Here is a 25,905-nt window from a genome sequence, read left to right on the forward strand (position 1 = left end):
GATTAAAACGCCCCTAGATTGCACAAACTTGAATTTACTAAGGTAACCATACTCTATGTCAATTCGTAAGCGTTTAACTCTTATTTTACTATCAATGATGGTGTTAACGTGCTTTTTAGCTTTAGTCAAAGGCTACCAAAAAAGTATGAGCCATGGTGAGCAATTACTCGATAGTGAGCTAAAAGTAGTCGCTGGAGTGTTGATGCAACAGCCTTTATCTATAAACGCCATGGCGCCAAAAATGCAAGAAAGCGCCCAGTTACTGTATCAAATTTGGCAAGCTGGTGAGCTCCTTAGTGGCTCTGACGAATTAAATCTTGATTTGAGCCAGTATCAAGCGGGTTTTCAAACGCTTAATATTGCAGGGCAGCGAATGCGGGTATTCGTTTTTGTCACTTCTTTACGCACCGTGATTGTTGCCGAGCCGATTGCTAAGCGGTTTGAACTTGCCGAGGCAGTGATTTTATCAGCCATGTTGCCTATGCTTTGGGCGGTTCCTTTGCTTGCGCTATTTATTAGCTTTTTTGTTAAATATGCCCTGGCACCATTAACCCGTTTATCAAAACAGTTAGCTCTGCGCCAAGCAAATGATTTTACTGCGATCAATTGGCAGGTGACTGATGAAGAGATAAAACCGGTGATCAGCCGCTTAAACGATTTATTTAAACGCGTAGAAACCGCCTATTTACGAGAGCGTTTTTTTGCCTCTGATGCGGCACATGAATTACGTACTCCCCTGAGCAGTTTAAAAATTAATGTGCATAATTTGGCTGCTCAACAAGGCGATAACCAAGAATTACAGGCCATGACTCAAGGTATTAACCGACTATCCAATATAGTAGAGCAAATGCTAATATTAGGGCGTACTCAGCCAGAGCAGTGGCAAAAACAGTTTAAGGAGCTGTCATTATTAGCGATCACGCAAGAAGGTGTTAGCCAGTTGTATGAAAAAATAGAGGCTAAAAACCACACTATTAGTCTTGAGGGAGATGACTTTATCATTAACGGTGATGAATTTACCTTAGTGACGTTGATTTCAAACCTACTTAGTAATGCCATAAAGTACGCACCAGCCAATGGACAAATAAAAATAACGCTAAAGCAGATGCACAAGCAGCGTATTTGGCAAATAGAAGACAGTGGCCCAGGTATGACGGACGATCAAAAACAACGGATATTTAACCGTTTTTATCGTGTTGGCGGTGACCAACACCCTTCGGGTGAACAAGGTGCGGGTTTGGGCATGGCAATAGTGCAGCATATTATTGCTATTTATCGCGCTGAAATTCACTTAACGGATAGTGATTTGGGTGGCTTAAAAGTACAGGTAGTTTTTGCAGGAGCTAAATGTGATTAAACGACTTATTAGGCCTTACTTATATTGTTGTGTATTTTTATCATTTAACGCCGCCAGTAAAGACTATCTTATTGTACTTAAAGATCATTTGTTTTACCCCGCAGAAATCGTCGTGCCAGCTAATAAAAAGGTACGCTTGTTAATCGAAAACCAAGATAGTACGCCTGAAGAGTTCGACAGTTTCGATCTCAATCGAGAGAAAGTACTTTACCCTAAGCGCAAAAGCGTTATTTATATCGGGCCGTTAATACCTGGGCGTTATGAATTTTTTGGCGAGTTTTCGCCCAATACGGCACGTGGTGCTGTCATAGTGACTGAAAAGGAGCGCTCTAATGCTAATAACTAGTCTAGTGATGAGTCTAAACCAGTTACTGCCGGTGGCCATTTTACTTATTTTACTCCAAGTTGTAGCCAAGCAAAGTTTAATGAAATTGCTGGGAGGGCTTATTTTAGGGATCGGGCTTTCATTTTTGTTTGTAAAAAGTGCGCCGTTAATTAGCCCCTTGTTTGACTATCAGGGTTTAGAATATGCCCAAATTGGTTTGTGTATTTTAATTTTTATTAGTGCACTGTACTACGCCATTAAACAAGCAACAGCTGCTTTTATGATTGCGATTATCAGCGTAATGACACTTTATTTAAGTCACTACATTATTTACCTGATTGGCTTTTGGCAAAACAACGAAGCGGCACAAAGTTTATTTATTGGCACTTTTTTAGGTTTGGGAATATGCAGCAGCTTTAGCGTGTTGTTGTATTTTTTATTGAGTGCAATCAAACAGCGCTTTGGACTTACCCCTTTATTGGTATTGTTAGCATTAAATAGTGCGGCAAAACTAGTTGTGGCGCTTGATTTGGCGAGCCAAATTGATTTGATAGCAACAACGGTAACCGTATGGGATTTACGTGCCATTTTAACCGAAAACTCAGAGTTTGGACGAGTATTGCGCGCTCTGATTGGTTATGAGGCTACGCCTAATTTAACCAGTGTTTTAAGCTATGCGTTGAGCAGCGTGTTATTTTTATCTGTTTGTTATTTTATTCCTAAATTAATCACTAAGGAAAAATCATGAAAGCAATAAACCTATTTGCAGCCACTGTATTAATTGGTTTTTGTTTATTAATACCTAAGCTGGCTTATGCTGATGGCATAGTAGTAGATAAAGTTTATCATCCGTATGTGTTGCCGTTTGAGCGCGAGTTAGAATGGCGGCTTGTGTCGCATCAAACCGACAGTGGTAATATTTTAGCGCAGCGCGTTGGCTTAGGCGGCGCAATAAACGACACCATGGCATTGGAAGGCTACATCGTGGGTGAGCGCGATGATAACGGTGACTTTGGCTTGCAAGCGTATGAATTGGAGCTTCGTTGGCAGTTAATAGAGCAAGGCCGGTTATGGGCTGATTGGGGCGCATTATTTGAATTTGAAAAACAGCATGACGCCGACGCATACGAAGCAACCACCGGCTTTGTAATTGAAAAAGAGTTTGGTCGTGCAAGCCTCACCATGAATGCTTTTTTAGTATACGAATGGGGGCAAGATATAGAGAACGAATGGGAAAGCGAGTTTAGAGCGCAGTATCGCTACCGATACTTGTCTGCTTTTCAGCCCGCGGTTGAGGTGTATCTTGGTGAAGACTTTGTGGGTATTGGCCCTGGGTTTATAGGCTTGCATCGCTTTGATGGACAAAAACAATTAAAGTGGGAAGCCGGTTTTATTACTGAAATCAGCCAGTCAGAGAAGAATCATAGCTTTAGAATGGCGTTAGAATTTGAATTTTAAGCTGCTTAAACAAGTGCTTAACATGTAAAGTGAGCTGCGAAGGTTATTTTATTAATTAAATCACATAAAGGGTTGACTTACCCCTGTAACTCTATATAGTAGGCCTCAGCTAGAAAGAAAGCATGATAATTTATAAATCTCCATTTCGTTGTTGTATAAGTAATACTTGTAGTACCGTCCTGAAGTTTTTAAGTACCATCTCATTTTTTGCTACACCGCCCATTAGGGCACAATTTAATTTTTTATATCAGGAATAATACTATGTCTAACATCGTATCAGGTACAGTTAAGTGGTTCAACGAGTCTAAAGGTTTTGGTTTCATCGAGCAAGAAAACGGTCCAGACGTTTTCGCACATTTCTCAGCAATCAAAAGCGAAGGTTTCAAAACTTTAGCTGAAGGCCAACGTGTAGAGTTCACTCTTTCACAAGGTCAAAAAGGTCCTCAAGCTGATAACATCACAGCTCTATAATTTTACTTTTTAAGTAAAATGAAAAAAAGCGCTTAAGGCGCTTTTTTTGTGCCCAAAATTTAAGAACATCCCACCACCGCTTTAGCATTCTCGTCATTTTATTGCTATTTACGTCATCTGCTATTTTAACATTACAAACAGCGTTATAAATTAATAGTCTCTACGAGTTTTCTAGGTTAAAGTTATTACTTAAACCACAGGGGGTGTGTATCTATAAATTTATATTATTAGCTTTTGTGCTGTTATTTAGCCAAAAAATTCAGGCTGCTGAGCCTAAGCTGGTTATTTATACCGAAAGTTTTCCTCCGTATAACTTTCAAAGTAGTGCTGGCCAATTGGCGGGTATTAATCATGATATAGTAAAAGATGCCTGTGTCCGTGCCGCACTAGAGTGCGAGTTTATTATGCTACCCTGGAAGCGCGCTTACCACTTAGTGCAAAATAACCCACAGTCAGCCATTATTTCTTTGGCAAAAACGCAAGAGCGAGAACCTCTTTTTCAATGGGTTGGACCCTTGGTGTCAAATCAAACCTATTTTTATAAATTAAAAACCAGCGAACATATTGTGATGGACGATATCACCCAAGCTAAAAACTATTCGTTAGGCATAGTGCGTGGTGATATTTATGAAATGCTGGTGCGCCGACTTGGGTTTGTAGCTGATAAAAACTTATTGCTATTTAGCGACACTGACTCGTTTATGCGACTGTTTTTTAAAAAACGCATCGATTTAATTATTGGATCTAACTTTACCATTGACCATCAAACTGAGCCGTTTGGATACTCTAGAGATGATTTAGTAAAGCTCGAACAAATTCATGTAGATGAACTTAAAGGCAATCATATTGGTTTTAATAAAGCCGCTTCACCTGTGATCGTAGAACGTTTTAATCAAGCTCTAAAGCAACTTAAAGCAGAGTCTGGCTATGAACCTTACATTAACCGTTATGTAAAAAATTAAAGCTTAGGTCGGCCAAGCGCAGAAAAGCTCAAAAAGTTCCCGCTTAATAATGCCTATATTACCTCTTCACAGCCATTCATCCTTGTTAACTTCGCACTCTTAAGCGCCTTTTGTAAAGGGCTGACAATTAAATGCTTCTGCAGTTACACAGTTGTTCATATTTTTTAGTGAGTGCAATGATGGCTTTTTATGGCGTAAGGAGTGCGTGAATGAAGGTTTAGCAAAGCATAATTTTGGGGGGCGAGTTGTTGAGGATTTAGAAAGTAGAGGCTATAAAAACGATAAAAGGGCCTTGCGGCCCTTGGTGAAGTATCGTTCAAGTCAGATAGTGCTTTAACCCCTTAAAGCGCTATCCTATTGTTTTGCAACAGATGGATCATCTCTTTAAGTTTCTAAGCTAGCGAGAGGAAAAACCCAGCAATTGCTGCGCTCATAAGGTTAGCCATAGATCCTGCTAACACTGCTCTGAGCCCTAAGCGTGCGATATCCTTTCGCCGACTAGGCGCCATACCGCCTAATCCACCTAGTAAAATGGCTATCGATGATAAGTTAGCAAATCCACACAATGCAAAAGTAACAATTGCTTGCGTGTGAGCACTTAACGTATCGCGATAATTTATAAAGTCTAAGTAAGCAACAAACTCGTTTACTACTATCTTTTGACCAATAAAGCTGCCGGCTATAATTGCTTCATCCCACGGTACACCGAGTAACCATGCAACAGGAGCAAATAAATAGCCTAATATTTCTTGAAGCGTCAATGTTGGGTAATCGAACCACCCACCAACGCCGCCTAATAAACCGTTTAGTAGAGCAATTAACGCCACGAAGGCAAGTAGCATTGCACCTACGTTAAGTGCTAGATGCATGCCGTTAGCTGCGCCTGATGCTGCTGCATCAATTACATTAACTGGTTTATCATCATCACTTAAATCTAAATCTGCTAAGTTATCTTTAGGAGTTTCTGTTTCTGGCACAATCATTTTTGCCATTAAAAAACCACCTGGCGCCGCCATAAAGCTTGCCGCAATAAGATACTTAAGGTCTACACCAATAATTACGTAACCGGCCATTACAGAGCCTGCTACAGTGGCTAAACCACCTACCATTACTGCAAACAATTCAGACTTAGTCATTGTTGCTATAAATGGCTTAACTATTAGCGGTGCTTCAGTTTGGCCCACAAAAATATTGGCCGTTGCTGAAAGCGATTCTGTACGCGAGGTTTTCAAAAGCTTTTGTAAACCACCGCCTAAAATTCTAATTATCCAATCCATAATGCCAAGGTGATATAAAACAGCTACAAGCGCTGAGAAAAACACAATAACCGGCAATACTTGAATTGCGAATATAAAACCAAGCGTATCTTGCGACGCTAGCGGACCAAATAAAAACCCAATACCGTCATTTGCATAACCAATAACCGATGAAACAGCTGCTGACATGCTTGTTAATACATTTTTGCCTGCTTCAAAAAACAGAACAAAACCGCCAATAACGACTTGCATAGCAAACGCTATACCAACGGTTCTTAAACTAATTGCTTTGCGGTTAGTTGAAGCCGCAAAGGCAATGCCTAGTAGCACCATCATGCCTACTAAGCTCATAAATGTTGTCATACAAACGTTTCCCGTTGTTATTCTTGTAAAATGTATTTTATTTTACTTTTTATAATATCAATCGCAACGCGATTCATACCGCCTCGAGTCACAACTAAATCAGCGTTATGCTTTGAAGGCTCAATAAATTGATAAAACATCGGTCTAACAGTTGCTTGATATTGCTCAACAACAGATTGTAATGTTCTGCCTCTTTGTTCCATGTCGCGCTGCATTCGGCGCATTAAACAAATATCTAGCGGTGTATCTATAAACACCTTAATATCAAATTCTTTATTAAGTGCTTTATCGCTCAGTAATAAAATACCTTCTACAATGAGTATTTTAGCCGAAGCCACACGGCGTGTTTTATCGCTGCGTGTATGTTGGGCATAATCATAAGTTGGTACTTCAACTGAGTGGCCATTACGAAGTTGTGTTAAATGCTCAAGCATTAATTCGTGTTCAAATGCATCAGGATGGTCGTAATTCGTTTGCGTACGGTGTGCCATCGGCAAATGCGATTGATCCTTGTAATAAGCATCTTCTTCAATAATGGCGATAGCGCCTGGTTCAAGCTCATTCACCAATTCATTGTATATTGTTTGGCTAAATAGAGATTTGCCGGACGCCGATGCGCCTGCAATAGCTATAATAGTTCGTGTCACTAAAGTTCTCACCCACACAGAAGGATATATTGTTGGTAGATCACAATAGCAAAAAAGACACGATTAATCTCTTTTGCTTCGCTTAAGAGTGCAAATTTATAATGTTTAGGTTTTATGAAACAGGACTTATGTCCTGTACGGAAAAATCGAAGAGCGGATAAAGTAACCACCTAGAACAGATGTGAGGTCACAATGGCAAGAGCAATTATCTTAATGGCGGATAGTTTAGGAATTGGCGCAGCACCCGATGCAGATAAATTCGGTGATGTAGGTGCTAATACATTCGCACATTTACTCAAGGCATATTATGACGAAACTGGCAGCAAGCTTTCGCTTCCTAACCTTTCAAAATTAGGGTTAGTAGATGCATGTGAAGCCGCTGGTAAAGAACCCTGTTTAATTGCTGATCGCAATGAGCCACAAGGCGCGTGGGGTTATGCAAAAGAGCTTTCAAGCGGAAAAGACACGCCATCGGGACATTGGGAAATGGCTGGCGTGCCGGTGTTATTTGATTGGGGATATTTCCCAAAAACACAACCGAGTTTCCCACAAGAATTTGTAGACGAGTTTATTGCTCGTACAGGTATTCCGGGCATTTTAGGCAATTGCCATGCATCGGGAACCACCATTTTAGAGCAGCTAGGTGAAGAGCACGTAAAAACAGGTAAACCAATCTGTTACACCTCAGCTGACAGTGTGTTTCAAATAGCCGCGCATGAAGAATCATTCGGCCTAGAGAAGCTTTATCAAGTATGCGAAATCGCACGGGCGCTGCTTGATGAAATGAATATAGGACGAGTGATTGCGCGGCCATTTTTGGGTTCAAATAGTCAAGACTTTGCCAGAACCGGTAATCGTCGTGATTATTCAGTATTACCACCTTCGCCAACATTGCTTGATGTACTTGCAAAAGACGGTGGCGAAGTAATTAGTATTGGTAAAATTTCAGATATTTATGCGCACCAAGGCATTACCCAAAAGCATAAAGCACCAGGGTTAATGAACTTGCTAGAAAAAACTAGTGAAGTGATGGCAACTGCGCAGGATCACAGTTTGATTTTTACCAATTTAGTTGATTTTGATGAAAAGTTTGGCCATCGCAGAAATCCTGTTGGCTATGCTAAAGCGCTAAAAGAGTTTGATGATTACTTACCAACTATTTTAGAGCAATTAAAGCCAGATGATTTATTAATGATCACCGCCGATCATGGCTGTGACCCTACCTTTCCAGGGTCAGAGCACACTCGTGAGTATGTGCCAGTTATTGCTTATCAGCCAGGAATGAACAACACGCCACTGGGTGAGCGCAATAGCTTTGCTGATATCGGTCAAACACTTGCGCAATGGTTTAACCTAAAAGCGTTAGAGTATGGTGATGGCTTTGTCGATAAGCTAAATACAGTTAAGTAATTTAAAAATACGCTACTATATTTTTAAAGTAATAGGGCTTTTAGCCAAACAAAAGGAAAACAATCAATGAGTACTCCGCATATCAGTGCAAACGTAGGTGATTTTGCCGAAACAGTATTAATGCCAGGCGATCCGCTACGCGCACAATATATTGCTGAAAACTTTTTAGATGATGCAGTGCAAGTAACTGGCGTACGTAACATGTACGGCTTTACTGGAACTTACAAAGGTAAGCCAGTGAGCATTATGGGTTCTGGCATGGGCATTCCTTCAATGTCAATTTATGCTCGTGAGCTTATTGTTAGTTTTGGCGTTAAAAATATTATCCGTATTGGTACCTGTGGTGGTATTGGCAGCGATATTAAAATTCGCGACGTAATCTTTGCACAAGGTGCAAGCACAGATTCTAACGTGAACCGTGCCCGCGTTCGTGGTACTGACTTTGCAGCGATTGCTAACTTTGATTTACTTTTAAACGGCGTTAATGCGGCTAAAGATTTAGGCATTGATGCAAAAGTAGGTAACGTATTTACTACCGATACTTTCTATCAAGCTGATGACACTTTCTATAAAGACTTAGATAAATTAGGTGTACTTGCTGTAGATATGGAAACAGCTGGCCTATACGGCGTAGCAGCAGAGTATGGCGCAAAAGCAATGGCTTTATTTACCGTAAGCGATCACGTGATCACCGGCGAAGCAACACCTGCCGATGAGCGTCAAACCACGTTCAACGAAATGGTTAAAATTGCCCTAGAGTCAATTTAATTAACTAAATAACCTGAACTTTGGTTAAGAGATTTACTATCCAGAGTTCAGGTTAAATATAACAGTTCCTTGGTAACGTATTCACTAAGTTTTGGAGACACGCCCAAAGTGAAGTGAGACTAAACCCCCAAAGCCGCATTTTATGCGGCTTTTTTTATGCCTGAGATTTTGATGCGAGCTTCGGGCCAAGGGCTTCGAGCTTTATGTTCCTAGGTTTTAGCACTAGCTCGCAGCTCGTCACTCGAAGCCCGTTGTTTTCTCATTTACTCTCATTCACTTCTCTGTGTTTAAACAAGAAATTAGACTTTAGATGTCAGATTAAAATACGCGAGGTAAACTTTCGCCTACTGATATGGTTACCTTCTAAATTTACTTTAGGCGGGGCTTTATGCCGTGCAAGGTCATTAATTAAAAAATATTTACCATCGAGAACACTGAGTTTACAGAGAAATGCTTAAAAAATACCAATCCACCTCTGTGTAGCGCAAAGCGCCTCGGAACCCTCTGTGGTGAAAAATTGTTTTTAGCAGTAAGTGCCTTTCGTAGCAGCGATTTTATATCGCGTCAGGTCTAGGATATTAAACACAAATGCGCGAGGTAAACTCCCGCCTACTGATATGGTTAACTTCTAAATTTACTGTAGGCGGAGCTTTATGCCGCGCAAGGTCATTATTCACAAAGAGGGCAAAGAGACGCTGCGCTGAAAGAGTAGATTAAAGATCTCAGGTTTTAGCACTAGCTCGTTGCTCGATACTCGAAAACCGTAGCCCGTTGTGTTCCCATTTATTTCCCTGTCAGTATTTATAACTTAATGCTAATGTTTAAGTTATAAAGCTTGCCTTTAAAGTGAACAATTTTAAAGTTTTAGCTGATAGCTGAAAAACGTCTTAAACTCTGGAGTAACTATGTCTAATTGGATTGATGCGACAGTAAAGTCAGTCAAATGGTGGAATGAATCGTTATTTAGCATAACCGTTCACGCTGATGTAGAGCCGTTTAAAGCAGGGCAATTTACAAAGCTTTCTATTATGGACGGTGATAAACGTATAGCTCGCGCCTACTCTTATGTTAACGCCCCTCAAAGTCCTGATTTAGAGTTTTACCTCATTAACGTGGTTGATGGTTTACTATCCTCTCATTTAGCCACTCTCAAACCAGGTGACACCGTATTAATAGAGCGCCGAGCAACTGGTTTTTTTACTCTAGATGAAGTGCCAGCAAGTGAGCAATTGTGGATGCTGAGTACAGGCACAGCAATTGGGCCATTTTTATCAATGCTACAGCACAGCGAAGTATGGCAAAAATATCAACACATAAATTTAGTGCATGGGGTACGGAAAAATAGCGATTTAAGCTATCAGGAGCTTATTGGCAAACTAAAAAGATTATACCCTAGTCAACTCAACTATATTCCGGTTGTTAGCCGTGAGGCGCCTTTACAGGGCTTAGCTGGTAGAATTACCACAGTGATTGAAAACAACGCTTTATATGAGCACGTTGGATTATGCGCCACACCAAATAACGCGCAATTTATGTTGTGTGGTAATCCGCAAATGGTTAAAGACACCACAGAATTATTATTGGCTCAAAACTATAAGCGTAATCGCCGAAAAGAGCCGGGGCATATCACTGTTGAGCAGTATTGGTAGTGAGTTATAACGTTATAATAACTATCTCAGAGGCCTAAAATTTGCTATGTTGCGCTTTAATTGCATTTAGTCTTTGTACTTAGGAAATCCATGAAATCTTTATTTATTATTTGTGCCTGTTTATTGGCCGCTTTCACGTTAAATAGTCATGCTATAGAGCAATCAACACAGCTGGACGAGACTAAACAAACACAGCAAAAAAACGCACCGCAGCAACAAGATGCGCTTGATACATTAAGCCAAGAGGCTAATACACCAAAAAAGCCGGTTGTTGAGAAAGTAAAAGCAGATGACTCTCAAGTACTGGGCAGTGAATCAACAAAGCCCGCACAGCAGCCTAATAGTAAAGCTGATAAAGCACAGGCTGTTGCGCAAGCTGAGCAAGCAGTAACACAAGCAAAAGAAGCACTCACAGCAAGGCAACAAGCCAAAGCAAAACAGTCTCGCGAGTCACTGGCTGTTGTTGAGCAATTAGTAAACGCTTACAACGCGCGTAACATTGAAGAATTTATTCGCATGTATGATGAAGATGTTGAGTTTTATATTTTCCCGAATGAGCTATTATTTAAAGGCAAAGAAAAACTAATAGCGCGTTATGGCATTATGTTTAAAAAACTTAAGTGTCTGCGCTCATCACCAATTAAGCGTATTGTGCATGGTGACATTGTAATAGACCATGAGCTATCAGAAACCTGTTCAACGGATGCGAACGTTATAGATAAACGTTCAGAGCTTATTTCAAGTTATCAGATCAAAGATGGTAAAGTGGTTAGAGTTTTATTTTTTAGGTAATTATTAATTATGCAGCTAAGTGACGAGAAAAAAATTCGCGTAATGTATCGAGTAGAGCCAGGCTGTTTAGGCCCTGATGGCGTAGACCACATTGAAGATTTTTGTCGCTTTGCGAACAAGCACATTAAATCGCCTTATTATGCGCAGTTATTATTTTTACCCCGATACGACAAGCAAAAAGATGAGCGCCAATATAGCGTTAAAAACCGCAATTTATCTCAGGTGCAGGCTAAAGCGTACTTAAATCATTTTGAAATTGATATAGAAGATTTTGAAGAGCAGCTCGACGAGCTGCTCTCTAAATCAATAGATTTATACTTTAAACGCTAGGCTTCATTTGAAACAATAGCATTAAAGCTTTCGTTATCATGTAGGCTGGCAAAAGCACTTTCGTGAAGTAGCTCGTTTCGCAAGTTAGGCGAGTACTCAAGCGACATTTTTATATCAGCTAGGGCATCTGCATGTTCATGGGTTAAAGCATATGCACAGGCTCTTTGCCAGTAGGCATAACCATAATCACTATCTATATCAATAGCTTGATTACAAAGCTCAATAGCTTGCTCAGTCTCATTTAGCTCTAATAACGCATCCGCTTTATAGGCTATGGCTTCTACATCTTCTGGTTTACGTTTTAAAATTTCATCGAATATTTCAATTTTATTGGCAATATCACTTTCTAAGTTGGCTCGCATCCATAACGAATGAACTTCGTTGGTGATCGATATACGTTCTTGGTTACTGAGTATTTCTTCAGAGCGAACTCGCAGTTTTTCTTCTAAAATTTTCAAGCGGTCTTCGTACTCGTCAGTAATAACACTAACTCGTGTATTTACTATATCTTCTACTTTATTTTTTACATCACGTAGTGAATTCCAGCCTACCAATACTAAAATAGAAGCGGTGGCGGTGATAATAAAAAATACATTGTTAATCGTGTCGGTTGTGTAAGTTAGCGCCCTATCAGCGGTATCTAACTGAGCATGAGTGACCTGTTTGGTTAAGTCTTCACGCAGTTTTTGTTGATCTTGGCGTACCGACTTTAATTCGTCGAGAATATAACGCTCAAGTAATGGCTTATACATTGGCTCTTTTAGCTGCGCTAATTCACGTTGCTGTTGCTCATCCAAGGTCGCGGTGTTTTTATCAGCAGCTTGCACTGCAGATGAAGCACCTATAAAAACAATAAATAGTAAAAAATAAAAACGCATTGATATGCCTAGTTAAAAAATTAATTAATCGCTTCGCTAACTTTAACATGCGCACATCATTGGTACTAGGGTGAGTATAGGGAAGCTGGCATTAACTTGGGTGGGAGTAATTATAGGCAAAAAAAACCAGCCCAAGGTGGGCTGGAAAAAACTACATCAACATCTCAGGGAACAATAGGAGATAGGGCCTAGTGTATGTGTCACTACCTGAATTTTTACTTAACTAAATTCAAATAGTTAAAAATAGGGAAGAAATAAAGGTGCATAAATAATTTATACACCTTTTATAACTATAATTTCATGGCGAAGGGGGTATTCCACTGTGCACTTAAGATAACCTAAGTCACTTTCAAACCCTTCAGCATACATTACGTGGCTATTTTTAATAACGATCATCTAATTTATAAAAAGTTTTAATATTCATTTGCTGGCAGCATCATCATATTTATAAATGATTGTAATCGTTTTAAAGCATCGCCTTGCGCTAGCGTATCAAAGCGTCTACACGTATATTGAATAAGCAGAGACCGTACACGTCATTAATATAATGGCAAAAAAATAACAGCGCTCCCAATTGGTGAATACCAAAAGCGGTAAGCATGGGCGTTTTTATTTATACTTAAAAAGGAGCTCAATATGGATAATCATAAAGCGGGTAAATGCCCAGTTATGCATGGCAGTAATACCACAACTGAAAACACCAATACAGATTGGTGGCCAAACTCACTGAATTTAGACATTCTTCATCAGCACGATAGTAAAACCAGCCCTTACGATAACGACTTTAATTATGCCGACGCTTTTAACTCATTGGATTTAGAGGCGCTTAAAACCGACCTAAAAAACTTAATGACCCAAAGCCAACCGTGGTGGCCAGCTGATTGGGGGCACTATGGTGGCCTGATGATCCGTATGGCATGGCATGTTGCGGGCTCATACCGTTTAGCGGATGGCCGAGGCGGTGGCGGTACGGGTAATCAACGTTTTGCTCCACTTAACTCATGGCCTGATAATGCTAACCTCGACAAAGCTCGCCGTTTGCTGTGGCCAATTAAAAAGAAATACGGCAATAAGCTTTCATGGGCTGATCTGATGATTTTAGCCGGTAATATGGCGTATGAATCAATGGGACTTAAAACCTTTGGCTTTGCTGGCGGACGAGAAGATATTTGGCACCCAGAAAAAGACGTTTACTGGGGCGCAGAAAAAGAATGGCTTGCGCCTAGTGATGAGCGTTATACCCAGGTTGATAAACCCGATACCATGGAAAACCCATTAGCAGCAGTACAAATGGGCTTAATTTATGTAAACCCAGAAGGGGTTAATGGCAAGCCCGATCCACTTAAAACCGCAGATCAAGTCCGCGAAACCTTTGCCCGCATGGCCATGAACGACGAAGAAACCGCAGCACTCACCGTTGGTGGCCACACTGTTGGTAAAACTCACGGTAATGGTAAAGAAGAAAACTTAGGCCCAGAGCCAGAAGCTGCCGACGTACATGAGCAAGGCCTTGGTTGGAATAACCATAAAACCCGTGGCATTGGCCGCGATACCATGACCTCAGGTATTGAGGGCGCATGGACAACCTACCCAACTAAATGGGATAACGGCTATTGTAAATTGCTACTCAATTACGAATGGGAGCTAACAAAAAGCCCTGCCGGTGCTCATCAGTGGGAGCCGGTTAATATTAAAGAAGAAGATAAACCCGTTGATGTGGAAGACTCATCAATTCGTTTAAACCCAATAATGACCGATGCCGACATGGCAATGAAGCTCGATCCCGCATATCGTAAAATTATTGAGCGTTTTAATGACGATTTTGAGTACTTTACTGACGTATTTGCTCGCGCATGGTTTAAGTTAACCCACCGTGATTTAGGGCCAAAATCGCGCTATTTAGGTGCCGATGTACCAAGCGAAGATTTAATCTGGCAAGATCCAATTCCAACGGTTGATTACACCCTAAGCGACGCTGAAATAACCGACTTAAAAGCGAAGCTACTTAATTGTGGATTAAGTGAAACCGACTTAATTAATACCGCATGGGACAGTGCACGTACTTATAGAGGCTCCGATCACCGTGGTGGTGCTAATGGCGCCCGTATTCGCCTAGCTCCGCAAAATAACTGGCAAGGTAACGAACCTGCGCGTTTAGCCAAGGTACTTAGCGCACTTGAAACACTGCAAGCGAGCTTAACTAAGCCTGTTAGTATGGCTGATTTAATTGTACTTGGCGGCACCGCTGCAGTAGAGCAAGCCGCTAAAAAGGCCGGGGTTGATGTAACCGTACCATTTTCCCCAGGGCGTGGCGATGCAACTGATGATATGACCGACGCAGTGTCATTCGAGCCATTAGAGCCAATTCATGATGGCTTTAGAAACTGGTTGAAAAAAGACTACGCTGTATCCGCCGAGGAGCTATTACTGGAGCGCAGCCAATTAATGGGCTTAACCGCACCAGAAATGAGCGTGTTACTTGGTGGTATGCGCGTACTGGGCACTAACTATGGCAATAGTGACCATGGCGTTTTTACTGATAAGGTAGGCGTACTGAGTAACGATTTCTTTGTTAATTTAACCGACATGAACAACCGCTGGGAACCTGCAGCTAAAGGCGAGTACAACATAGTTGACCGTGCAAGCGGTAAAACTAAATACACGGCAACGCGGGTTGATTTAGTGTTTGGTTCAAACTCAATCCTCCGTGCATTGGCAGAGTTTTATGCGCAAGACGACAACAAAACCCGTTTTGTACATGACTTTATAAACGCATGGGTAAAAGTAATGAACGCCGATAGGTTTGATATTAAATAAATCTGAGTAATATTTAAAAAAGGAGCAGCAATGCTCCTTTTTTATTACTTAAAGGTTAAAGGTTACGAGCTTCGGGTAACGGGCAACGAGCAACGGGCAACGGGCTGCGAGGCGCGAGCTAGTGCTAAAACCTGAAACCTTTATCCTTTAACCTACTCTTTCAGCGCAGCGCCTCATAGCCCTCCTTGTGCATAATTAATTAAAAGCTATTTGAACACAGAGAAGCGAATGAGAGTAAATGAGAAGACAACGGGCTTCGAGCTGCGGGCTGCGAGGCGCGGGTAAAATGCAAATGCCTATACAATAGCTGCTACACCCTGTTTGTTGCTTTTCTCCTCTAAGAGCGCAGCGTCTCATAATCTCTGTGGTGAATAAATCACTTAAAATCTATTTGCACAAAGAGCAAAGAGCGAGTACAAATGAGCAAAAAAACACAGCCTTTCTTTGCTTTTTTATAAATAAATTACTAATTGCGTTTTAATTAATACCAAGCATAATTTTGGCGAACCCCGAACCCCGAACCCCGAACCCCGAACCCCGAACCCCGAACCCCGAACCCCGAACCCCGAACCCCGAACCCCGAACCCCGAACCCCGAACCCCGAACCCCGAACCCCGAACCCCGAACCCCGAACCCCGAACCCCGAACCCCGAACCCCGAACCCCGAACCCCGAACCCCGAACCCCGAACCCCGAACCCCGAACCCCGAACCCCGAACCCCGAACCCCGAACCCCGAACCCCGAACCCCGAACCCCGAACCCCGAACCCCGAACCCCGAACCCCGAACCCCGAACCCCGAACCCCGAACCCCGAACCCCGAACCCCGAACCCCGAACCCCGAACCCCGAAATACAGACACAAAAAAACGGCGCTTAAATAAGCACCGCTTTTAAATGGTTTAGGCTATTTCTTTAACCTTTAACCTTTAACCTTTAACCTTTAACCTAGCTCTTAAGCTACTTTATTTTCTTCGCAGCTTGCTAGGTATTCGTCAAAGGTACCTTGAAAGTCAATCACTTGCTTGTCTTTAATATCAACAATACGGGTTGCTAGTGACGATACAAACTCACGGTCGTGGCTTACAAAAATAAGCGTGCCTTTAAAATCTTTTAGCGCATTGTTAAGTGCTTCAATGGCTTCCATATCCATGTGGTTTGTTGGTTCATCCATTATCAGTACATTAACGTCTTGCATCATTAACTTACCGAATAACAAACGGTTTTTCTCACCACCAGAACAGTTACGGGCTTTCTTATTTGAGTCGTCAGCAGTAAATAATAAACGCCCTAACATGCCACGAACCATTAAATCGTTGTGCTTAGCGGTGCGCCACTGCGACATCCAATCAAATAACGTTAAATCGTTATCAAAGTCTTTGCTGCTGTCTTGTGGGCAGTAACCAAAGGTCGCGTTTTCTGACCATTTAACTTCACCGTGTAAACTTTCAAGCTCGTTAACTAAACAGCGTAAAAAAGTGGTTTTACCTACACCGTTTTCGCCAATTACCGCAAGCTTTGCACCCGCTTCTAGCAATAAGTCGCCGCCGGTAAATAACGTTTCACCGTCAAACCCATGGCCAAGTTTGGTTAGCTCAAGCGCTTGGCGATACATTTTTTTGCCCTCGTCAAAGCTTAACGACGGAGTCATTCGACTCGATGCTTTAACTTCATCAAGTTTAATTTTGTCCATTTTTTTAGCGCGCGAGCTGGCTTGTTTCGCTTTAGAAGCGTTAGCACCAAAACGGTTAACAAAGTCTTGCAGCTCGTCTATTTCAGCGCTTTTTTTCGCGTTTTCAGCTAATAACTGTTCGCGTTGCAAGCCAGAGGCTTCAAGGTACTTTTCGTAGTTACCTGGGTAAATACGCAGCTCGCCGTAATCAATATCGGCCATGTGCGTACATACCGAGTTTAAAAAGTGACGGTCATGGGAAATAATGATCATGGTACATTTACGTTGGTTAAGCTCATTCGCAAGCCACGTAATAGTATGAATATCTAAGTTATTGGTTGGCTCATCTAGTAGCAAAATGTCAGGGTTAGCAAATAGTGCCTGTGCTAACAGCACACGCAATTTCCAACCAGGGGCTACGTTTGCCATTAAACCATAATGAAATTCTTTATCGATACCCGCATCAAGTAGTATTTCTTCTGCGCGGCTTTCTGCGGTGTAACCGTCCATTTCAGCAAAGATGCTTTCAAGCTCTGCCACTTTCATGCCGTCTTCTTCGCTCATTTCAGGCAACGAGTAAATACGGTCGCGTTCTTGTTTTACTTTCCAAAGCTCAACGTCGCCCATAATTACCGCATCAACTACACTGTATTGTTCAAACGCAAACTGATCTTGGCTTAGGTTACCTAACTTTAGCCCCGGCGTAATAGACACATTACCCGCACTAGGCGTAAGCGCACCGCTTAAAATTTTCATAAATGTCGACTTGCCGCAGCCGTTTGCGCCAATTAAACCGTAACGGTTACCGTTACCAAATTTAGCTGAAATGTTTTCAAACAACGGCTCTGCGCCAAACTGCATCGTAATATTTGCGGTGGAGATCAAAAAAAGTAATCCTAGAAAATTAATGGCAGGGTTAAGCTGCAGCAAGGTGCCGCATAAATAAACAAGCGATAGAGTAAATAATAGGCCGCGAATTATACAGATCCACGCCCAAAGATGAAAGGTAAAAGAATAAAGCTTAAAAGCTATAACAGCTGATAAATAGCGTGTATGTTGCTTTTATTTTGCTTAATTAACTCATTTATAGCTTGTAACTCTGCTTGGTTAATAGACTTTTTACTCAACATTAAATGAATCGAACTCTTATTAATGGCCGCCATATTAGGAACAGGCTCAACGCTTGGATGTTGGTTTATAAAATATTGTGCAGCTACTTCGTCTTCGATTGCGTAATCTACCCTGTTTTTATTGAGCATAGCAAAGCGCTTATCGGCTGTGGGCATCATAATAACGTGAGCGGGGTGGTCTTGTTTAAATTGCGCAAATGCAGCGCCATAATAACCACCACGGCCAATAGCGAGCGTTAAATCTCTATAAAAAATATCGCTTAGGTTATTTATATCAGGAGAGTCGCTATATTTATAAAGGCGCATTATTTCATCGCGATAAGTATCGCTAAAATAGGCATAACTTTGTCTATCAGGGGTTATGCTGGCTGCAAAAACAATATCAATACGGCCTTCTTTTAACTCTTCAAAAGCACGAGCAGAAGTAGGCAGCAACATAAACTTTAAACAAAAAGGTGAGCTGTTAAAAATCGTATTTACCACATCAATTTCAACGCCTGTTAAATTGTTATTAACTGCCACCACATAAGGCGGCCAGTTGCGTTCATTAGTACCTACTTTAAGTGTTTTGGCACAGGCTAATACGTTAAAACTACCAATTACTAGTAATACTACAAAAGCGATTTTTAGCATTTCATTACTCTAAAAAATGACTACAGCTAAGTATACACTAGCTGGCAGATTTATCCCGTTTGTAATAAATATAGGGCGCGCAGTGCAGCAATAAATGACTAGTTCGTAGGTAGCTCAGTAAAAACAGAGCTGGGACTTGAGGGGGCGACACTAACTTTTAAACGCTTGGTAAGCTTATAACGGCTTGAATAAGCGTTTATTCAAGCCGTTATACTGCAGGGTAAATAACAGCCATGTTTTATATAACTTTAATACTTTCAATGGTGTAGAAAAATTGGGTAAAAGTGTAAACAGCATGAGTTTAGTACAGTTAAACAATGCTTTTTTGTAATGAAAACATACTACTTAGGGCGTAATGTTGCTCTTATCTCTGTATTTATTAATTATGATCCTGTAGATTAGTTATAAATGAATGCCAGATTAATAAATAAACCAAGGAGCGGTGAATTTAGTGCCCACTAAAACACTCAATTACTACAATCAACATGCACAAGCTTTTAGCGACTCAACGCTTAATGTTGATATGTCGGCGCTTTACGCTGAATTTTTACCGCTTATCCCTAAACACGGTCATATTTTAGATGCAGGCTGTGGCAGTGCCCGCGATGCCATGTATTTTAAACAGCAAGGTTTTACTGTTAGCGCGTTTGATGCAAGCGAAAACATTGCAAAGTTAGCCAGTAATTACTTACAACAAGCCGTAGAGGTTAAAACCTTTCAGCAGTTTAATTGTACCAATATGTACGATGGCATTTGGTGTTGTGCCAGCTTATTGCACGTGCCAAAAGTAGAGTTGCCACAGGTGTTTTTAAAGCTGCAAAATGCCCTAAAGCCAAACGGTGTTTTGTATGTGTCGTTTAAATATGGCACGCAAGAACGCGTGCATAATGGCCGTGAATTTACCGATTTAAATGAAGATGGCCTAACCGCGCTAATTACGCATCACACTGAGCTTAAAATAATAAAGCAATGGCAAACGGTTGACCAACGACCAGAGCGCGAAAGTGAAGTGTGGCTAAATGCGTTGATTGATCTGTAATCAAATATATTAATAATAATTAAAGGAACTAAAATGACCAATTATGAAATATTCATCGCCCTAGTCGCACCAAGAGGAATAAGCGTAGAAAAAATTATCCAAAAACTGGAAGCCTCGGTGGGTAATTATGGTTATAAAATAAAAAGAGTTAACCTACTAGACATCAACTCAACTTCACAAGTTGAACAGAGCTTAAACATTCAAAATAGAGTTGATATAGAGAGCAGGTATTTATCCGGTCTCAGAGAACTAGTCCTAAATGAAGTAAATGAAGATGCCCCGAAACTGTATGAACCACATGATTTAATTAGCTCACTTATAATTAAAAGAGTGCAGGAGCTCAGAAATGATAATGAAAAGTATACGGTTTATATAATTGATAATGTTACGCACCCAAAAGAGCTTAATGCGTTAAAAGCAGTTTACAAAGACTCATTGTTTACTATAGGGATTACAGGGCCTTTATTAGACCGGGTTAATTTGAAAAAAGAACAGTTTAAACTTGAAGGTTATTCAGATAGTGAAGCCTTAACACAAGCAGCTAAGTATATTTATGATGACTATAGTCAGCTTAAAGAGACTATTGAAATCGATGGTAAATGTATTGATGTTTCGAATGATTTAGGTAAAACCTATCTTCTCTCTGATTTTTTTATCAACCTAAATTCAGAAAGTTTTAAATGTAATATTCAAGGATTGGATGAATTATTAAGCCAATCTATTGAGCGCTATGTTGATTTGATTTTTGGCGCGCCTATTGTTACTCCAACCCAGTCCGAACATAGTATGTTCCTTGCCTATACTAGTGCTTTAAGATCTGGTGACCTTTCTCGTCAAGTTGGTAGTGCTATAGTTAATGAGCTTAATGATGTTATAGCTTTAGGTGCCAATGAAGTCCCTAAGTCTGGCGGCGGACAATATTGGGCAGACAATTTATATATTGCTAATACAGCAGAGGATGAAGCCAAATTAAAACAATCTGTTGACCAAAGGGACTATGTTATAGGCTATGATACTAATGCAGTAGTTAAAGATAAGTTAACAGATGAATTAATACAATTATTTGTCGATAAAGCTCTAATTTCTGAAAGTAACAGAGCTGAAGCAGAGTTAATACTCCAAAAATCAACTTTAAAAGATATTACTGAGTATGGCCGAGTAGTGCATGCTGAAATGTCGGCATTAATGAGCGCTGCTAGAAATGGTACTGGAGTGAAAGGCATGCATATGTTCTGCACTACATACCCATGTCACAATTGTGCAAAACACTTAGTAGCAGCAGGAATAGATAAGGTTCAATATATAGAACCTTATCCAAAAAGTAGGGCTGCGGACTCTCATGATGATTCAATCTTTGATCCAGAAAAACTCACAATCGCTTTGGATGAGGAAAACAAACAGGAAGCAATTAATAATATTACTGAAGCCTATTTAGATATTAATGTTAAGCGCAATGAAACTTCCAATAAATCATCGGCAATTGTCAACGATAATGTTATTAAAAATAAGCTAAAGCTTGTATTTGAGCCTTACTCAGGAGTGGGACCAAGTCGCTATGTAGATTTATTCTCTATGAACATGGGGAGTGGTAGGAAAATAAAGCGAAAGAGTGGCTCTCAAGCTATTCAACTAGACAGAGGGGCAATTTCAGTACCACGTATACCTATTACTTCATCTCATAACGAATTTTTTGAAAACGAGTTTATGAGGCAGTTAGAAGAAAAGTTAAAGCAGAGCTTTAGTGAAATACGAGATAATGTACTCAAGTCCTTCCATACAAAATATAAGCTGAGAAATGAAAACCGACAAACCTCTAGAATTAAGTTTTGGAATCAGAAAAATTCATATGGATATATAGTTTCTGAAACAGGTAAGGACTTTCCTTTCAACGAGCAAAATATTGAAGATAAAAATTATATACCCAAAGATAATGAGCTTGTTAGCTTTGTTCCACTAAAAGGTGAAAGCGTAACTTTTGCAGATAAAATTTTAAAAATACCAGAGCAAGAAATAGACGAAAAAGTCAGTACCTATAGTGATTCAAAAGTTAAAACTTCCACTATTAAGTTTTTAAATGAAGGTAAGAACTTTGGCCACATTAAAAGTAATCAACCTATTGATTATTATTTTAGATTTGAGCAGGTTTCAACGTGCTCTAAAGATAAGCTAAAAGTTGGTATTGAAGTTTCGTTTGAGTCATGCACTAGTGTTGATGGTAAACCGCAAGCTAAAAACATTAAGGTGATAGTTTGAGGCTGCAACTCGACTTTATTGCCTATATTCAGCGCATGCTCGTTGAGGGCGATTTTAGTGCAACCTACAAATTTGCATTGCTGCATGCTTTGGCTGATGTATGTGTTGAACAGCCACTTCAGTCAGAGCAAAGTGAATTGGTCATAGAGCTGCCAACGCTTGCTGACAAACTCATTACTTTGTATTGGCATCATGCTATGCCGTTTTCGTCAGAGCATACAGATGAAAGTGCCTTACTTTTGCAAAACACCGGTGCGCAATCAAAAGTTATTAGCGTATTGTTTGAATGCCAACAAAACAATATTCGTAACTTACGCCAGCTAAAGCAAAGTGGTTTTTACAAGTCGACTTTTAATGCTGCTATGGCAACATTAAAAAGCGGCCCGCTTTGGCGCTTACAAATACTTGCCAAGCAAGAAGAATGCTTTTTATATCCGCACACTAAAAGTTCCAAATACATTACTTTAAATGCAGGCATTGCCAGTTGTTTTAGGCGCTTTTACGATCTAGTAACTTATTTGGCTAAAAATGCATGGCTGCAAAAAATTCAAAGCATAAAACACAACCAAGCACTTATTGGCCCGCAAAGCCAACTACATGACTTTTTATTTGGCTTTGACCGTAATGCACTTATCAAAGCTAAACCTGTTTTGGTAGAGCTGCAATCTAACAATTGTTTTTATTGTCAAAAGCCAATGAAAAGCGATGTTGAGGTTGATCACTTTATACCATTTGCCCGCTACGCTAACGACTTAGGCCATAATTTTGTGGCAGCGCACCGCACATGTAATAACAATAAACGTGACTTTTTAGCCGCGCAACAGCACCGCGAACGCTGGCAAAAGCAAAATTTGGTTGTTAACAGCCAAATTATTAGCAACGAACTAAGTGCATATTTTCACTGCGATGCAGATAAATCTCTCGCAGTAAGCAATTGGGCGTATCAGGTGGCACAAGCTAACAACGCAAAATTATGGCTTGGAAATAAAGACCATTTTGAACAGGCAAAACCAACTGCGGACATAGTGACTTTCCCGCAAACAAAACAACCTGAGTTAGATCAAGTTGCTAAGCCCGAAGTTAGCTTAAAATCAATTAATAACGCATTAAAGCTGCCGTATTTCCCCAATATAAAAATTGCCTGTGGGCATTTCAAAACAGGGGATGAAAGCGATATGGAATTGATGAACGCGCCAATTGGCGCGGGCAAGCTAGACCCGCAAGTGCATTTTTTAGCACGCGCATCGGGTAACTCTATGAATGGTGGTAAACACCCAATACTTGATGGTGATTTACTGCTACTTGAACTTATAACGTCCGATAAAGCGGGATCGCTACGCGGCCAAATAGTGGCGATAGAGCGAGATGATATAGGCGGGGAAGGGCAGTATTTACTGCGTAAGGTTAATAAATTACCTAATGGGCAATATGAGCTAATTGCTCAAAACCCAGATTACGAGGTAATGGTTGCTGATGAAAGCATGCGAACGTTCGCACGGTTTAAACAAGTGGTTGCAGAGTAATTTGTAGTCGCGCGCAGAGCGCAGCTTTTAAGTTTGTAGGTCGTGGCGTAGGCGGGAGTTTACCTCGCGCTTAAATTGTAGGTCGTGCTTTAGCGCGTCAATGTGACTGATAATATTAGGGATTATGAAGGGATTAATAACCTCTATTCGAGGTTTTATCGCGTTGGCGATGGCAACCAAAGGGCGGCTGTCGCCGACCGCCCTTTGGAATCCCACGGCGCGCCCGAGGATCACACTGTGTCCTCAAGTTAAAAATTGATGTGAACGTAAGCGCCGTGTATTCGCCGTCCATGGCGAAGTCATGGCTTAACTTGCATCCATGCAAGTGATTACTCATCAATTTATAACTTTCGGGTGTGATCACGGGGAGTTAGAGTATGTTGGTAGATTTATATTAGAAGTTATAGCTGGGTTACCTCATAATTTCATAGTTGTGAGAACTCACTAAACAAAAGTTAGATTATTAAATAAGGACTTTCAATGGTTAAGGGCACAATATCATTTTTTAAGCTTGATGATTTCGGATTTTATGAAAAAGGAAAAGAAATACCAGAGTATAGTAATTTTCATGAGATGGTCGCAAACTTTCATGATTGGGTAGAAGGCTGTACCTCATATGAGGATACATGCCCTTTTGATGGAAAAAAGAGGACTACAAACAAATCACTATTCTGTTTAAATTCAACTTATGATCATAATACAGGAGATGTGGTGTTAGTGTTATGGAAAACAATAGGTTCGCATGGTGGATCCGTTAATGGAATTGATATAACAGCTTCGCCTAATCAAAATTACATAAAGACAGTAGAAAAGTCATCTAAAGATGTTGTATTTGGTGAGCCTATGTACTACTGGTTTATTCCTACCCTTAATGTATTCGCATCTATAAAACTAGCAAATTCTGTAGCTGATACAAATTTAGTAAAGAGGTATTTTAGATCTTATGTTGAACATTTTATGGAGTGCAAGGGGCGTCACGTTTCGATGGAGGAGAAAGATGGACTTAGTTACAAAAAAGTTACTTTTAGCAATGAACACGGCAAAGGTTTACATTTTAAGTTTCATGCAAGTACGTTTAAACAGAAAATGAATGAAGATAGATTAGAGGCATTACGTAAAAGAATTACACACCTTGTTAAAAGAGATTATATTTCTGCTACTGGTAGTCAAGGTCGTGATTTATGGTCAAAAATGACTAATGGATTACCTTTGATTTCTGCCCCAAAAACTAAAGATAATCGAAAGGTTGAAACTGTTTCTGAAATACAACCAACATTGCAAGAGTTAAAAGAGTTATTACATATTTACGAGCAGTCAAACTTTGGAAGCTGGGAGAATATTGGTGTTCGAGTTGATGATTCTGATAGAATTATCTGGCTAAATGAGTTTTCTGCTAGGGAGTATATAGCTTTGGATTATAAGCGTGAAAATTTACCTGTGCTTACAGCTGAACAGCTTATGATAAAAATTCTAAGTAAACGAGATGATTTGATAGCTACTGTTGCGAAGGCACAAGAAAAGGCGGCATAATGCGTTACTTAATACTGAGTAGTATTTGTATATATTTTATTATTTTTTATTCAGTTGTAAAACTCAATATTTCATATAGCTATGATTCAATGAAAGAGTTAGTGAATTATCTTACAGCATCTTCTGGTGTGGTTTTTACAATATTGGGACTTTGGATCGCATATGTATACCCAAATGCGATTGTGAAGATAGTAAGACCTAGTATTGAAGACATTTTGAAGTCTGAAGATGTTGCTAGAATAAGAAGAATGTTAATTGTTCTCTGTTTTTGCATTTTGATTATTGGGGTTGCATTACTGTTTCATTTATCTTATTTGTTTTTGGTGAAAACTCCCTTTTATGCTTCTAATGCATTGTTAATAAAGAACTTTGCTCTTTCTGTAATAGGGTGTGCTTCATTATTACAACTAATAGTTTTTTACTTTGTTATCGCAACTAATATTAACTTCTTACATGATTTATACACAAAAACTAATATGAATGAAGTTAATGAAAAGTTATCTAAATAGAAAAGTATATTGTTATATTACACCTTAAGAGCCTTCATTCTTATCTGCATGAGGGCTTTTGTATTTATAGCTATATATCAACGGATATTACAACAACGTTAGACCACATCATTATAATGCTGGTTTAGCCCCAAAA

The 25,905-nt window shown here is 40.1% G+C and carries 22 protein-coding genes; 17 read left to right on the forward strand and 5 right to left on the reverse strand.

From position 1 onward, the window contains the following. Positions 1-55 precede the first annotated feature (55 nt). The 6 genes from AC0L7Q_RS17835 to AC0L7Q_RS17860 all read left to right on the forward strand — a co-directional run bounded on the left by AC0L7Q_RS17835 (position 56) and on the right by AC0L7Q_RS17860 (position 4,573). Complete coding sequence (locus AC0L7Q_RS17835; RefSeq protein WP_409426070.1) at positions 56-1,357, forward strand: ATP-binding protein; 1,302 nt, start codon at positions 56-58, stop codon at positions 1,355-1,357. Continuing rightward, positions 1,350-1,703: a cupredoxin domain-containing protein gene (locus AC0L7Q_RS17840; protein ID WP_010388691.1), complete on the forward strand. Its 354-nt coding sequence runs from the start codon at positions 1,350-1,352 to the stop codon at positions 1,701-1,703. The genes AC0L7Q_RS17835 and AC0L7Q_RS17840 overlap by 8 nt, the downstream gene beginning before the upstream one ends. Next, positions 1,690-2,430 (forward strand): FTR1 family protein, encoded by a 741-nt coding sequence (locus AC0L7Q_RS17845; protein WP_409426071.1) that lies wholly within the window; start codon positions 1,690-1,692, stop codon positions 2,428-2,430. The genes AC0L7Q_RS17840 and AC0L7Q_RS17845 overlap by 14 nt, the downstream gene beginning before the upstream one ends. After that, positions 2,427-3,140, forward strand: a complete 714-nt coding sequence (locus tag AC0L7Q_RS17850) for a hypothetical protein (protein ID WP_138609250.1) — start codon at positions 2,427-2,429, stop codon at positions 3,138-3,140. The genes AC0L7Q_RS17845 and AC0L7Q_RS17850 overlap by 4 nt, the downstream gene beginning before the upstream one ends. Before the next feature lie 261 nt (positions 3,141-3,401). After that, entirely contained in the window at positions 3,402-3,611 is a 210-nt protein-coding gene (locus AC0L7Q_RS17855; protein WP_008467029.1) for a cold-shock protein, read from the forward strand. Between the two features lie 236 nt (positions 3,612-3,847). Continuing rightward, positions 3,848-4,573 (forward strand): substrate-binding periplasmic protein, encoded by a 726-nt coding sequence (locus tag AC0L7Q_RS17860; protein ID WP_232735485.1) that lies wholly within the window; start codon positions 3,848-3,850, stop codon positions 4,571-4,573. A 392-nt stretch (positions 4,574-4,965) separates the two neighbouring features. Here AC0L7Q_RS17860 and AC0L7Q_RS17865 read toward each other — a convergent pair whose 3' ends face one another. Both AC0L7Q_RS17865 and udk read right to left on the reverse strand, forming a co-directional pair. Then, positions 4,966-6,192, reverse strand: coding sequence for a NupC/NupG family nucleoside CNT transporter (locus tag AC0L7Q_RS17865; RefSeq protein ID WP_138609254.1), 1,227 nt, complete (start codon positions 6,190-6,192; stop codon positions 4,966-4,968). A gap of 17 nt (positions 6,193-6,209) precedes the next feature. Then, the gene (gene udk / locus AC0L7Q_RS17870; RefSeq protein ID WP_008110733.1) at positions 6,210-6,839 is read right to left on the reverse strand and encodes a uridine kinase; all 630 of its coding nucleotides are present in this window, start codon (positions 6,837-6,839) and stop codon (positions 6,210-6,212) included. Between the two features lie 192 nt (positions 6,840-7,031). Between udk and AC0L7Q_RS17875 the strand changes: the two genes are divergently transcribed. The 5 genes from AC0L7Q_RS17875 to AC0L7Q_RS17895 all read left to right on the forward strand — a co-directional run bounded on the left by AC0L7Q_RS17875 (position 7,032) and on the right by AC0L7Q_RS17895 (position 11,788). Continuing rightward, complete coding sequence (locus AC0L7Q_RS17875) at positions 7,032-8,249, forward strand: phosphopentomutase (RefSeq protein ID WP_138609256.1); 1,218 nt, start codon at positions 7,032-7,034, stop codon at positions 8,247-8,249. A 66-nt stretch (positions 8,250-8,315) separates the two neighbouring features. Beyond that, positions 8,316-9,017, forward strand: a complete 702-nt coding sequence (gene deoD, locus AC0L7Q_RS17880; protein ID WP_008110728.1) for a purine-nucleoside phosphorylase — start codon at positions 8,316-8,318, stop codon at positions 9,015-9,017. A 905-nt stretch (positions 9,018-9,922) separates the two neighbouring features. Next, entirely contained in the window at positions 9,923-10,666 is a 744-nt protein-coding gene (locus tag AC0L7Q_RS17885; protein WP_409426073.1) for a ferredoxin--NADP reductase, read from the forward strand. A 90-nt stretch (positions 10,667-10,756) separates the two neighbouring features. Then, the gene (locus AC0L7Q_RS17890; RefSeq protein WP_178957019.1) at positions 10,757-11,458 is read left to right on the forward strand and encodes a nuclear transport factor 2 family protein; all 702 of its coding nucleotides are present in this window, start codon (positions 10,757-10,759) and stop codon (positions 11,456-11,458) included. 9 nt (positions 11,459-11,467) lie between these two features. After that, positions 11,468-11,788 carry a hypothetical protein gene (locus tag AC0L7Q_RS17895; protein WP_008112665.1) on the forward strand — a complete coding sequence of 107 codons (321 nt, stop codon included), beginning with the start codon at positions 11,468-11,470 and terminating at the stop codon, positions 11,786-11,788. Here the strand turns inward: AC0L7Q_RS17895 and AC0L7Q_RS17900 are convergent. Next, complete coding sequence (locus AC0L7Q_RS17900; protein WP_138606994.1) at positions 11,785-12,666, reverse strand: tetratricopeptide repeat protein; 882 nt, start codon at positions 12,664-12,666, stop codon at positions 11,785-11,787. The two genes, AC0L7Q_RS17895 and AC0L7Q_RS17900, sit on opposite strands and share 4 nt — an antisense overlap. Before the next feature lie 636 nt (positions 12,667-13,302). Here AC0L7Q_RS17900 and katG point away from each other — a divergent pair. After that, entirely contained in the window at positions 13,303-15,483 is a 2,181-nt protein-coding gene (gene katG, locus AC0L7Q_RS17905) for a catalase/peroxidase HPI (protein ID WP_413403447.1), read from the forward strand. 952 nt (positions 15,484-16,435) lie between these two features. Here katG and AC0L7Q_RS17910 read toward each other — a convergent pair. Both AC0L7Q_RS17910 and AC0L7Q_RS17915 read right to left on the reverse strand, forming a co-directional pair. Then, the gene (locus AC0L7Q_RS17910; protein ID WP_413403449.1) at positions 16,436-18,037 is read right to left on the reverse strand and encodes an ABC-F family ATPase; all 1,602 of its coding nucleotides are present in this window, start codon (positions 18,035-18,037) and stop codon (positions 16,436-16,438) included. Positions 18,038-18,180: 143 nt separating this feature from the next. After that, positions 18,181-18,915 (reverse strand): substrate-binding periplasmic protein, encoded by a 735-nt coding sequence (locus tag AC0L7Q_RS17915; protein ID WP_409426079.1) that lies wholly within the window; start codon positions 18,913-18,915, stop codon positions 18,181-18,183. Between the two features lie 451 nt (positions 18,916-19,366). Between AC0L7Q_RS17915 and AC0L7Q_RS17920 the strand changes: the two genes are divergently transcribed. From AC0L7Q_RS17920 to AC0L7Q_RS17940, 5 genes are all read left to right on the forward strand, one after another. Continuing rightward, the gene (locus tag AC0L7Q_RS17920) at positions 19,367-19,954 is read left to right on the forward strand and encodes a class I SAM-dependent methyltransferase (RefSeq protein WP_413403452.1); all 588 of its coding nucleotides are present in this window, start codon (positions 19,367-19,369) and stop codon (positions 19,952-19,954) included. Between the two features lie 33 nt (positions 19,955-19,987). Continuing rightward, complete coding sequence (locus AC0L7Q_RS17925) at positions 19,988-22,207, forward strand: deaminase (protein ID WP_409426081.1); 2,220 nt, start codon at positions 19,988-19,990, stop codon at positions 22,205-22,207. 35 nt (positions 22,208-22,242) lie between these two features. Beyond that, a complete protein-coding gene (locus AC0L7Q_RS17930; RefSeq protein WP_413403576.1) occupies positions 22,243-23,730 on the forward strand; it encodes a S24 family peptidase in 1,488 nt (495 codons plus the stop codon). A 480-nt stretch (positions 23,731-24,210) separates the two neighbouring features. Then, positions 24,211-25,260, forward strand: a complete 1,050-nt coding sequence (locus AC0L7Q_RS17935) for a hypothetical protein (RefSeq protein WP_409426082.1) — start codon at positions 24,211-24,213, stop codon at positions 25,258-25,260. Next, the gene (locus AC0L7Q_RS17940) at positions 25,260-25,769 is read left to right on the forward strand and encodes a hypothetical protein (RefSeq protein WP_409426083.1); all 510 of its coding nucleotides are present in this window, start codon (positions 25,260-25,262) and stop codon (positions 25,767-25,769) included. The genes AC0L7Q_RS17935 and AC0L7Q_RS17940 overlap by 1 nt, the downstream gene beginning before the upstream one ends. Positions 25,770-25,905: the final 136 nt, after the last annotated feature.

It is taken from the genome of Pseudoalteromonas sp. KJ63-1 (genome assembly GCF_055808145.1).